Source organism: Frigoribacterium sp. PhB24 (assembly GCF_003755185.1).
Taxonomy (GTDB): domain Bacteria; phylum Actinomycetota; class Actinomycetes; order Actinomycetales; family Microbacteriaceae; genus Frigoribacterium.
In genome coordinates, this window is the sequence record NZ_RKIC01000014.1 from 122513 (window position 1) to 134503 (window position 11991).

Consider the following 11991-nt stretch of genomic DNA (forward strand, 5'->3'; position numbering starts at 1 on the left):
GCTCACGTCGCCGACCGTACCCGATCGGCGTCGGTCGACCCGCCCACGGCAGGCCCGCCCGCCGCAGGCCCGCCCGCCGGAGGCCCGCCCACGGCAGGCCCGCCCGCCGGAGGCCCGCCCACGGGCAGCCCCACCACCATGGTCAGCCCGCCACCGGGGGTGTCGTCGAGCGCGAGGGTGCCCCCCATCGCCTCGACGAACCCCTTGCTGAGCGCGAGCCCCAGGCCGAGACCGGTGCCGTTGTCGGTGTCGCCCAGTCGTTGGAACGCCACCATGATCTCGTCGCGTCGTTCGACGGGGACCCCTGGCCCGCGGTCCACGACGCGCAACTCGACGCGGTCGCCGAAGGCGCTCGTCGAGATGCGGACGCTCGCCCCGGGCGGCGAGTGACGCAGGGCGTTGTCGAGCAGGTTGACGACCACGCGCTGCAGCAGGACGGCGTCGGCCCGCACGGGCGGCACGGTCGCACGCAGCGCCAGCTCGACGTCGGCCGGCCCCAGGCCGAGTTCGTCGAGGGCGCCGAGCACGACCTCGTCGAGGTCGACGTCCGCCGTCGTCACCGCGAGCGCCCCGGCCTGCACCCGGCTGACGTCGAGCAGGTCGGTGACGAGGGTCGAGAGCGAGTCGAGGCTCTCGTGGGCGGTGGACAGCAGCTCGTCGCGGTCGGCGTCGCTCCAGGCGACGTCGGTCTGCCGCAGCCCGCTGACGGCCGCCGTCGCGGCGGCGAGCGGGCGACGCAGGTCGTGACCGACGGCGGCCAGCAGGGCGCTCCGCATGCGGTCGACCTCGGCGAGCGGGGCGACCTGGCCCGCGGCCCGGCTCAGCTCGGAGTGCTCGAGGGCCGCCTCGACCTGGGCGGCGACGACGTCCAGGAGGCGCCGGTCGGCTGCCTGGAGCTCGGGGCCGGTCAGCTCGAGGGTCGCGTCGGTGCCCGCGGCGATGGTCGTGGTGGTCTGAGCGGGGGACCCGGGCGCCGGGCGTCCGTCGTCGGCGAGCCGCGCCTCCCCCCGCTCGACCCCGCCCTGGACGACGCGCACCCGGGTCATGCCCAGGGCCTCGCGGGTGCGGCCGATCAGGGCCTGCAGGGCGTCCTGCCCGCGCAGCACGCTGCCGGCGACCGTGGCGAGCAGCTCGGTCTCGGCGAGCGCCCGGGCGGCGGCGCGACTGCGGCGAGCGGCCTGGTCGACGACGTAGCTGACGATGGCGGCGTTCAGCACGTACAGGACGAGCGCCGCCAGGTGCAGCGGCTCGGCGATGGTCAGCTGGTAGATCGGCGCGATGAAGAAGAGGTCGAGAGTCACGCCGGACAGGAGCGCCGCGAGCAGGGCCGGCCAGATGCCACCCGTGACGGCCACCACCACGACCAGCAGCTGGAAGACCAGCACCGTGCCCGCGATGCCGTCCTCGGAGCGGTGTCCGGTCATCAGCGCGGTGAGCAGCGGTCCCGCCACGAGGGCGAGGACGAAGCCTGCGACCACGCGGCGTCGTGAGAGGGCCCCGCCGAGTCGCGGCAGCACCCGGTCGCGGCCGGCCGAGGCGTGGGTGACGATGTGCACGTCGATGCGGCCCGACTCGCGGATCACCGTCGAGCCGATGCCGGGGCCGGTCAACGCCGCGGCCAGGCGCCCGCGCCGGCTGACGCCGATCACGAGCTGCGAGGCGTTCACCCCCCGGGCGAAGTCGACGAGCGCGCGGGGCACGTCCGAGCCGACGACCTGGTGGTAGGTGCCGCCGAGCTTCTCGACCAGGGCCCGTTGCGCCGCGAGGGCCCCTGGCGCTCCCTGCCGCAGGCCGTCCTGGGCGCTGACGTGGACGGCGACGAGCTCTCCACCCGACGACCGCGCGGCGATGCGCGCGCCCCGGCGGATCAGCGTCTCGCCCTCCGGCCCGCCGGTCAGCGCGACGACGACGCGCTCGCGGGCCTCCCACGTGCTGTCGATGCCGTGCTCGTCGCGGTACGCCTTGAGCGCGCTGTCGACCTCGTCGGCCAGCCAGAGCAGCGCCAGCTCGCGGAGGGCCGTCAGGTTGCCCAGACGGAAGTAGTTCGAGAGCGCCGCGTCGACCCGGTCGGCCGGGTAGACGACGCCCTCGGCCAGGCGGTCCCGCAGGGCCTGGGGGGCGAGGTCGACGAGTTCGACCTGGTCGGCCCCGCGCAGCACGGCGTCGGGCACGGTCTCACGCTGGGTCGCCCCGGTGATGCGCTCGACCACGTCGGTGAGCGAGTCGACGTGCTGCACGTTGACGGTCGAGACGACGTCGATGCCGGCGTCGAGCAGCGTCTCGACGTCCTGCCAGCGCTTCTCGTGGGTGGAGCCGGGGGCGTTCGTGTGGGCGAGCTCGTCGACGAGCGCGAGCTGCGGTGACCGCGCGAGCACCGCCTCCAGGTCGAGTTCGTCCAGCGCGATGCCGCGATGGCTGACCGCCCGGCGGGGCACCACCTCGAGGTCGCCGACCAGGGCGGAGGTCGCCCGTCGCCCGTGCGTCTCGACGACGGCCACGACGACGTCGACCCCCTCCGACCGCAGCCGTGCTCCCTCTTCGAGCATCGTGTACGTCTTGCCCACGCCGGGCGCGGCCCCCAGCAGCACCCGCAACCGCCCTCGCTTCATGCGCTCAGCCTGTCACCGACCGAGCCCGGCCAGCGCCACGTTGAGCTCGAGCACGTTCACGGTCGGCTCGCCGAGGTAGCCGAGGTCGCGTCCCTGCACGTGCTGCTCGACGAGCGTGCGCACCGTGGCCTCGGGCAGCGACCGGGCCTCGGCCACCCGTGCGACCTGCTCGAGCGCGTACTCCGGCGAGACGTGCGGGTCGAGGCCCGACCCCGAGGCGGTCAGGGCGTCGACCGGCACCGAGGCCGGGTCGACCCCGTCGAGGGTCGCCACGTCGGCCCGGCGCTGCTCGATCGCGGCGACGAGGTCGTCGTTCTCGGGGCCGAGGTTGCTGCCGCTCGACGCGGACGCGTCGTAGCCGTCGCCGGCGGCCGACGGGCGTGACCGGAACCATTCGGGCAGGGCGGCGCCGTCGGCGTCGGTGAAGGACTGCCCGATCAGCGTCGAGCCGACGGTCTGGCCGTCGACGGTCACGAGCGAGCCGTTCGCCCGGCCCGGCACGACGAGCTGCCCGATGCCGGTGATCACGGCCGTGTAGGCGAGGCCGAGCACGACGGTGGCGACCACCATGGCCCGGAGGGCGACGCCGTACTGGCGGAGCGTGGAGCGGATGTTCATGTCGGTTCTTCTTTCGGGACGGTGGCGCGAGAAGCCAAGGAGGTGCGGTGTTCGTCGGTCGGCGGGTTCCCGTCCTCGAGGGCGGGCCAGCGCTGACCCGCCGCCGCGGACGGGAACCCGCCGACCGGGCGGGGACGGGTCAGAAGCCGGGCAGCAGACTGACGACGAGGTCGATGAGCTTGATGCCGACGAAGGGCGCGACGACGCCGCCGAGGCCGTAGACCAGCAGGTTGCGCGACAGGATCTGCGACGCCGACGCCGGGCGGTACCGCACCCCGCGGAGGGCCAACGGGATCAGCACGACGATGACGAGCGCGTTGAAGACGATCGCCGACAGGATCGCCGAGGCGGGCGAGTGCAACTGCATGACGTTGAGCAGCCCCAGCCCGGGGAACACCCCGGCGAACATGGCGGGGATGATCGCGAAGTACTTCGCGACGTCGTTGGCGATCGAGAACGTCGTCAGGGCACCGCGGGTGATCAACAGCTGCTTGCCGATGCGCACCACGTCGATCAGCTTGGTCGGATCGCTGTCGAGGTCGACCATGTTGCCGGCCTCCTTCGCGGCCGACGTGCCCGTGTTCATGGCCATGCCCACGTCGGCCTGCGCGAGGGCCGGGGCGTCGTTCGTGCCGTCGCCGGTCATCGCGACGAGCGCGCCTCCTTCCTGTTCGCGACGGATCAGCGCGAGCTTGTCCTCGGGGGTCGCCTCGGCCAGGAAGTCGTCGACGCCCGCCTCGTCCGCGATCGCCGCGGCGGTGAGCGGGTTGTCGCCCGTCACCATCACCGTGCGGATGCCCATGCTGCGCAGCTCGGCGAAGCGTTCGCGCAGGCCGGTCTTCACGACGTCCTTCAGGTACACGACGCCGAGCACGCGAGCCGCGGCCGCCGAGTCGCCCGTCTTCACCGCGACGACGAGCGGCGTGCCGCCGGCGGTCGAGATCTCGTCGATGCGGGCCCGCAGTTCGTCGTGCTCGCTCGACGCGAGGCGGCGGTCCTGCTCGATCCAGGCGATCACCGAACCGCCGGCGCCCTTGCGGATGCGCGTGCCGTCGGGCAGGTCGAGGCCGCTCATGCGCGTCTGCGCGGTGAACGGGACGATCTCGCCACGCTGCTCGGCGGCCTGGTGCCAGCCCTTCGTGAGGGCGAGGTCGACGATCGACGTGCCCTCGGGGGTGGGGTCGCTGAGCGAGGACGCCGCGGCGGCGTCGACCAGCTCGGCCTCGGCCACCCCGTCGAGCGGGGTGAACTCGGCGGCCTGACGGTTGCCGTAGGTGATCGTGCCGGTCTTGTCGAGCAGCAGCGTCGTCACGTCGCCGGCGGCCTCGACCGCACGGCCCGACATGGCGAGCACGTTGCGCTGGACCAGGCGGTCCATGCCGGCGATGCCGATCGCGCTCAGCAGGGCCCCGATGGTGGTCGGGATCAGGCAGACCAGCAGGGCGATCAACACGGGCACGCTGACCGCGGCGTCGCTGTAGCCCGCGATCGGGTTCAGGGTCAGCGTGACGACGACGAAGACGATCGACAAGCTGGCCAGCAGGATGTTCAGCGCGATCTCGTTCGGGGTCTTCTGCCGAGAGGCACCCTCGACGAGCGCGATCATCCGATCGACGAAGGTCTCGCCCGGCTTGCTCGTGATGCGGACGACGATGCGGTCCGACAGGACGCGCGTGCCACCCGTCACCGCGCTGCGGTCGCCGCCCGACTCGCGGATCACCGGGGCGGACTCGCCCGTGATGGCCGACTCGTCGACCGAGGCGATGCCCTGGACGATGTCGCCGTCGCCCGGGACCAGCCCGCCGGCGACCACGACGACGACGTCGCCGAGGGCCAGGTCGGCCGACGACACGTCCTCGAAGGAGGCGCGCTCGGCCGACGCGTCGCCCGTCGCGTCGTACGACACCACACGTCGGGCCGTCGTGCTCGTGCGGGTCGCGCGGAGCGTCTCGGCCTGTGCCTTGCCGCGCCCTTCGGCGACGGACTCGGCCAGGTTCGCGAAGACGACCGTCAGCCAGAGCCAGATCGCGATGGCCCAGGTGAACGACCCGGGGACGATCGAGCCGCCCGAGGTCTGGGGGCCGGTGAACAGGCCGGCCACGGCGAGCACCGTCGTGTAGGCCGCGCCGACCTCGACGATGAACATGACGGGGTTGCGCCACATCTCGCGAGGGTCGAGCTTGCGCACGGCGCCGGGGAGGGCGGCGACCACCTGGGCCGGCCCGAAGGCACCGGCACGACCGGCGTCGACGGACGACGCGGTCGTCGGGGCGGGTGACCCGGACGGGGTGGTCGGGGTGATGGTCGGTGTGGACATGGTCAGTTCAGCCCTTCAGCGAGCGGGCCCAGTGCGAGCACCGGGAAGTAGGTCAGTGCCGAGATGATGAAGGCCACGCTCGTGAGCAGGCCCACGAACTGCGGCCGGTGGGTGGGCAGGGTGCCCGAGGTCGAGGGGGTCTGCACCTGGCCGGCGAACGAGCCGGCGAGGGCGAGCACGAGCACGATCGGCACGAACCGGCCGAACAGCATCGCGACGCCCAACGCCGTGTTGAACCAGGGCGTGTTCGCGGTCAGGCCGGCGAACGCCGAGCCGTTGTTGTTGGCGGCCGAGGTGAACGCGTAGAGCACCTCGCTGAACCCGTGCAGCCCGGCGTTCCAGATCGACGTGCCCTCGACGTCGGCGCGCACCGCCGGGATCGCGAAGCTCAGCGCCGTGCCCGCGAGCACGATGGTCGGCGTGACGAGGATGTACAGGCTGGCGAGCTTGATCTCGCGCGGCCCCACCTTCTTGCCCAGGTACTCGGGCGTGCGCCCCACGAGCAGGCCGGCGACGAACACGGTGATGACGGCCAGCACGAGCATGCCGTACAGCCCCGAGCCGACCCCGCCGGGGGCGATCTCGCCGAGCATCATGTTGATCATCGCCATCATGCCGCCGAGCGCCGTGTACGAATCGTGCATCGAGTTGACGGCCCCCGTCGACGTCAGGGTCGAGGTCGTTCCGAACAGGGTGGACCCCCAGATGCCGAACCGCGCCTCCTTGCCCTCGAGGGCGCCGCCGGCGAGCTGCGTCGCCGTGCCGGCGCCGCGCAGCTCGAACCAGGTCATCGCCGTCAGCGAGACGGCGAAGAAGATCGCCATGACCGAGGCGATGGCGACCCCTTGCTTCGTCGAGCCGACCATCCGACCGAAGGTGCGCGGGAGCGAGAACGGGATCGCGAGCATCAGCACGACCTCGACGAGGTTGGTCCACGCCGTCGGGTTCTCGAACGGATGCGCCGAGTTCGCGTTGAAGAATCCGCCGCCGTTCGTGCCGAGCAGCTTGATCGCCTCCTGCGAGGCGACCGGTCCGCCGGGGATCGTGGCGCTGCCGCCGGTGAGGGTGGTGACGTCGGTGAATCCGGCGACGTTCTGTATCACTCCGCCGAGCAGCAGCACGACCGCGGCGACCACGGCGCCGGGCAGCAGGATGCGGGTCAGCGAACGAGTCAGGTCGACCCAGAAGTTGCCCAGGGTCGTCGTGCGGCTGCGGGCGAGGCCCCGCACCAGGGCGATCGCGATGGCGCTGCCGACGGCGGCCGAGACGAAGTTCTGCACGACCAGGCCGCCCAGCTGCACGGCGTAACCGAGCGTCACGTCGGGCGAGTACGACTGCCAGTTCGTGTTCGTCACGAAGCTGGCGGCCGTGTTGAAGGCCAGTCCGGGCGGCACGGCGGGGAATCCCAGGCTGGCGGGCAGCAGCGCCTGCGTCCGCTGCAGCAGGTAGACGAACGCGAAGCCGACCAGCGAGAAGGCCAGCACCCCGCGCAGGTAGGCCCGCCAGGTCTGTTCGGCCGAACCGTCGACGCCGATCACGCGGTAGAGGCCGCGTTCGACGGCCAGGTGGCGGGGGCTGGTGAAGACACGGGCCATGTGGTCGCCGAGGGGGCGGTGGAGCACCACGAGCACGACGACGACGGTGCCGATCTGCAGCAGACCGGCCGCGGTGTCGCCCATCAGAACCGCTCGGGTTTCACGAGGGCCACCACGAGGTAGACCAGGGCGGCCACGGCGAGCGCCGCGGCGATCACGTCGAACACGATCACAGCTTCTCGACCCCCCGGGCGATCAGGGCGACGACCGCGAAGGCGGCCGCCGCGAGGGCGACGGAGAGGATGTCGAGCACGATGACTCCAGGATCGGGAGGTGCGGTGCGGCCGGCCTCGCCGGTCGCCGTGCCGGGTGCGGCACAGCGAGTCAGTAGACACCTCTCGCACGTCTCGGCCGGGCGTCCTCACGGACTCCCTACGGCGCGGGGCCGCATGCTCACGGATTCCTCACGGCGGGCGCGGGCGGGCTCACGCGGTGCGGGAACGGCGGCCTCACGCGGTGCGGGAACGGCGCGGATGCCGGGCGTCCGTCGGGGCACGCGGGAACGCCCCGTGACCACGGGGGCCACGAGGCGTATGTCTCGAGAGGACCGGGCCCCCACCGCGGTTCAGCTGGAGGGTCGCACCCGACGCGACCCTGCGCGATCTCGCAAGGGTTGTGTGCCTGGTGTCTCTCGAGGCCGTCCGACCCGAATCGGACTCCTTGAGGGTACGCGATCCTGACGCACCGTTGCCTAATGGGCATGCAAATTCTCAGGAAGTTTCGGCACCATGGGCGGATGCACCAGACCTCGGCAGGCGGCGGACAGCCTCGATTCCTCACCGAGGCCGTGGGCGGACGCGACGAGAAGCGCCGGGCGACGAGCCGCGGACTCGCGGACGCGGCCTTCCGACTGGCGACCGAGAAGGGTTTCGACGGCTTCGTGGTCGAGGACGTCACCGCCCTCGCCGGTTACTCCCGTCGCACGTTCGCCAACCACTACTCGTGCAAAGAAGACGCCGTGGCCTCGGTCCTGCTCAACAAGGCGGGCGCGGCGGTCGACGCCTCCGACCTGTCGGTGCTGGCGTCCTTCGAGGGCACCGACATCGACCTGCTCGAGCTGCTGTTGCTCTCGGCGGTCGACATCCAGCTCGTCGACTACATGACCAGCCTCCGCCACCTGCTGCGCACGCACGAGCCCCTGCTGCCCTACGTGCTCGCGGTCGGCGTCCCCATGACCGAACGCGTCGGCGACGTCATCGCCCTCGCGGTCGGGCCCTCGCGCGACCCCTTGACCACCTCCCTGCTGATCCACTCGACCTGGGGTGCCGTCATCGCCGTGCTGCGCGGCGTCTACGATCCGTGGGTCGACTCGACCACCGACGACGACCGGGTCGACGCCCTGCGGGCCTACTGGGCGACGACCTTCGACCGCTTCCGCACGGGCTTCGGCCCCGTGGCCTGACCCGGTCCGGTCCGGTCCGCACCGCACCGCCTTTCGTGCACGGCACCGGGTCGAGACGGGGTGCGGTGCACGAGACGCGGTGAGCACGAGGCCAGGAGGCGCGGGTCGGCTCCGTCAGGCGAGCAGGTCGACGGCGAGGTAGCCCGCGTAGCCGCCCGACGTGCGTCCGTCCCGTCGTCCCGAGGTCAGCACCTCGCCGACGTCCGAGGCGACGAGCGTCGCGCCCGCGTCCCGCAACCGGTCGACGAGGACGTTGTCCTCGTGCAGGTCGACCGGGGCGAACCCGCCGACCGCCCGGTACGACGAGGCCCGCACGCCGAGGTTGGCGCCGTGCACGTGGCCGTTCGGGCGTCCGGGCGTGTGCCGGGCGGTCCAGGCCGCGATCTGGCGCGGTGTGAGGTCGGCGAAGTCGGGTCGCACGGTGCCGATCACGACGTCGGCCCCGGCCGTGGCGCGGTCGAGCTGGTCGTCGATCCAGCCCGGCGGCACGACCGAGTCGGCGTCGGTGCAGGCGAGCCACACGGCGTCGAGCGGCAGGTCGTCCGACGGGGCGGCGAGCTCGTCGAGGGCGACGTCGACGCCGACGGCCCGGGCGACGCCGACGCCGCGGGCGTCGATCTCGACGACGGTGACGCGCGGGTGCGCACGAGCGGCCGCGACAGTGCCGTCGGTGCAGGCGTCGGCCACGAAGACGACGACGACCCGCACCTCCGGGTGGGTCCGGGCCGTGTGCCGCCGCGCCACGTCGAGGCCGTCCAGGGCGCGCGAGACGAGCTCTTCCTCGTCGTGTGCGGGCACGACGACCGCGACGGCCCGCACGGGGAGCGTCGATGTCGGGCGCTCGGGTGCCGGGGTCATCGCAGTCCCGTCCGTCGGGCGACCGACCGGGGGTCACGCGAGAACACGTCGAGCACGAAGTCGTCCTCGACGTGGTGCGAGACCCGGTGGAGGCGCGGGTCGGCCCCCAGCCGGGCATGGACGTCGACCGCGTCCTGGCGGAAGTCACCCTCGGGCTGGGTCCAGTGGCAGGCGACCACGTCGCCGTCGTCGGCGAGCCCGTCGACGATCGCGTCCACGAGCCGACCGAACGCGTCGGGGGCCAGGTAGTAGCCGACCTCGCTGAGGACGACGAGGTCGAACGTGCCCGACGGGTAGTCGGCGGCGGCGTCGGCCTGCTCGACCGTGACATGCGGCAGGTGGGCCAGTCGTTCGCGGGCGGCCTGGACGGCGACCGACGACACGTCGAGGGCAAGCAGACGGTCGGCCGCGGGGGCCAGGTCGCCGGTCAGCACGCCGATCGAGCAGCCCACCTCGAGCACGCGGCCGTAGCGCTCACGCGGCAGCGACGCGACGGTGAGGGCCCGTTTGCGCCGTTCGTACCAGCGCGTCGTGACCCGCCAGGGGTCCGCCCGGCGAGCGTGCGTCCGGTCGAACGTGGCCTCGGTCGCGACGATCGTCCCGGCGTCGCCGACCACGAACACCTCGCGACCGCGGGCGAAGTGCCGCTCGAACACCGGGTGCAACACGGGGGTGTCCTCGGGTGCGGACGAGAGCGGTCGACGCTGCGAGACGTAGGCCGCGAGGGCCGAGCGTTTGGCCGCGTCGGCGACGGCGTCCAGGGGTGACAGCCGCAGGGACGGCCACGGGACGTCCGGGTGGTCGGGCGACCCCCAGTGCCACAGCCAGATCGGGTACTCGAGCATCGTGGTGCCGGCCTGCTCCGCCTCGCCGAGCAGCTGGGCGGCGATCTCGCCGAGCACGCGGTGGTCGCGATGGCCGTCCCCACGCCAGGGCGCGACGAGCAGGCCACCGGGCCCGGGCAGCAGAGGCCGCACTCGCTCGGTGATCTCGGCCCGGGCCTCGCGCACCGTCCCGTCGGGGATGCCCCACCGCACCAGCTCGACGTCGTGACCCAGCAGGTCGACCGCGACCCGCGCCTCCTCGGCCCTCGTCGCGACGAGGCTCTCGGCGCTCGTGGTCGAACCGGGGTGGGAGGCGGCCCCGTCGGTGACGACGACCACCGTGACGGGCACGCCGCGGGCGGCGGCGTCGGCGATCAGGCCACCGGCGCCGAGGGTCTCGTCGTCCGGGTGCGCGGCCAGCACGACCAGCCGCGTCACGCCGGTCGGGTCGACCGAGTCGGTCAGCGGCGGCAGGGCGAGGAGGCGCGGGTCGGCCTCCCAGGTCTCGACCGGGGTCCCCGGCGCGCGACCGTCGAAGCTCACCACGCGGGGCGCCCCTCGGCCACGGCGTCACGGAGGAGCGTCTGGCCGAGCGAGGCGTCGTCGCGTTCGCCGTGGTGCTGACGCAGGTAGAGCCCGAGGTCGGCGACACGCTTGGCGTGCTCCGGGTCGGTGGCCAGCGGGGCGGGACCGAGCGCACGGGACGCCCGTGCGACGACCTCGTCGCAGGCGTGCGCGACCGTGCCGCGGACGCGCTTGGCCAGCAGGCGCCCGGCCTCACCGGTCGCCTCTCCGGCGTCGACGAGGTCGGCGGCCTCGACCAGCGCACGGCGGGCGTCGGCCAGTCGCGTGTCCACGAGGCCGAGGGCCTGCAGGAGGTGCGGGTCGGCAGGGCGCTCCGGCGCGCGCGACGAGGCGGTCACCGCCGCGGCGAGCAGCGTGCGGGCCACCCCGACCGCGCCGCCGTACCAGCACGCCGCGACGCCGATGCCGCCCCACGAGAAGCCGGGACGTTCGAGGTACCAACCCGGCGCACCGACCTCGTGCGCCTCGACCTCGTCGAACTCCACCGGACCCGACGGGATCTCGACGAGTCCTCGGGCGTGCCAGGCGTCGGCCGTGACCGCGACACCGTCCTGACGGAGGTCGACCGAGAACAACCGCCGCTCGTCGCCGACCCAGGCGGTGACGAGGGCACCGTCGACGGTGCCCGCGAGCGAGCACCAGGGCTTGGTTCCGCTGAGCGACCAGGAGTTCGCCGCGTCCGGGCGACGGGCACCGCTCAAGCGGACGCCGGGGCCTTCGGCGGCGAACACGCCCCAGGTGAACGACCGGTCGGACCGGGCACGGGCGGGGAGCGCGGAGCGGTCGGCACCGTCCTCGTCCGGCAGGGTCTCGGACGAGTTCGCGGCGAGCTCCTCGGCGTGCTGATCGAGGATCGCGAGGGCGTCGAGGTGCGGCTCGGCGGCTCGGGCCGCGCCGACGTCGTGGGCGGCGAGCGTGGCCAGGGCCTGCCAGAGGTCGGCCGTCGATCCCAGCCCGGGCAGGGCGCCGTGACGACCGAGTTCGACCGCCAGCTCGAGGGCCTCGCCGACCGACGGTGCCGGCCGGGCTCGCAGCCGCTCGACGACGAGAGCGGTGGCCGTGCCGACGACCGGACCCGCGCCTCCCAGGCCGACCGCGGTCACGGCCTCGGTCGGTTGCGGAGGCGCGGTGGGGGTCATCCTGCTGACGCTAGTCGGTCAGCGGTGCAGGCGCGGGGCCTTGA

At 73.3% G+C, this 11991-nt stretch carries 9 protein-coding genes; 1 reads left to right on the forward strand and 8 read right to left on the reverse strand.

What is annotated here, in order from left to right:
• Positions 1–2: 2 nt before the first annotated feature.
• From EDF50_RS13630 to kdpF, 5 genes are all read right to left on the reverse strand, one after another.
• Positions 3–2609 carry an ATP-binding protein gene (locus tag EDF50_RS13630; RefSeq protein WP_123520061.1) on the reverse strand — a complete coding sequence of 869 codons (2607 nt, stop codon included), beginning with the start codon at positions 2607–2609 and terminating at the stop codon, positions 3–5.
• A 12-nt stretch (positions 2610–2621) separates the two neighbouring features.
• Entirely contained in the window at positions 2622–3227 is a 606-nt protein-coding gene (gene kdpC, locus EDF50_RS13635; RefSeq protein ID WP_123520062.1) for a potassium-transporting ATPase subunit KdpC, read from the reverse strand.
• A gap of 139 nt (positions 3228–3366) precedes the next feature.
• Positions 3367–5544 carry a potassium-transporting ATPase subunit KdpB gene (gene kdpB / locus EDF50_RS13640; RefSeq protein ID WP_123520063.1) on the reverse strand — a complete coding sequence of 726 codons (2178 nt, stop codon included), beginning with the start codon at positions 5542–5544 and terminating at the stop codon, positions 3367–3369.
• Between the two features lie 2 nt (positions 5545–5546).
• Positions 5547–7223, reverse strand: a complete 1677-nt coding sequence (kdpA, locus tag EDF50_RS13645; RefSeq protein WP_123520064.1) for a potassium-transporting ATPase subunit KdpA — start codon at positions 7221–7223, stop codon at positions 5547–5549.
• On the reverse strand, positions 7223–7312 hold the full coding sequence (kdpF, locus tag EDF50_RS13650) for a K(+)-transporting ATPase subunit F (RefSeq protein WP_123520065.1): 90 nt from the start codon (positions 7310–7312) through the stop codon (positions 7223–7225). The genes kdpA and kdpF overlap by 1 nt, the downstream gene beginning before the upstream one ends.
• Positions 7313–7875: 563 nt before the next feature.
• Here kdpF and EDF50_RS13655 point away from each other — a divergent pair.
• The gene (locus EDF50_RS13655; protein ID WP_158612729.1) at positions 7876–8541 is read left to right on the forward strand and encodes a TetR family transcriptional regulator; all 666 of its coding nucleotides are present in this window, start codon (positions 7876–7878) and stop codon (positions 8539–8541) included.
• A gap of 114 nt (positions 8542–8655) precedes the next feature.
• Here the strand turns inward: EDF50_RS13655 and EDF50_RS13660 are convergent, their stop codons facing one another.
• From EDF50_RS13660 to EDF50_RS13670, 3 genes are read right to left on the reverse strand one after another with little or no spacing between them, the layout of a single operon-like run.
• On the reverse strand, positions 8656–9399 hold the full coding sequence (locus EDF50_RS13660; RefSeq protein ID WP_123520067.1) for a glycosyltransferase family 2 protein: 744 nt from the start codon (positions 9397–9399) through the stop codon (positions 8656–8658).
• Positions 9396–10769, reverse strand: a complete 1374-nt coding sequence (locus EDF50_RS13665; protein WP_123520068.1) for a PIG-L family deacetylase — start codon at positions 10767–10769, stop codon at positions 9396–9398. The genes EDF50_RS13660 and EDF50_RS13665 overlap by 4 nt, the downstream gene beginning before the upstream one ends.
• The gene (locus EDF50_RS13670; protein ID WP_123520069.1) at positions 10763–11947 is read right to left on the reverse strand and encodes an acyl-CoA dehydrogenase family protein; all 1185 of its coding nucleotides are present in this window, start codon (positions 11945–11947) and stop codon (positions 10763–10765) included. Before EDF50_RS13670 ends, EDF50_RS13665 begins: the two co-directional genes overlap by 7 nt.
• Positions 11948–11991: the final 44 nt, after the last annotated feature.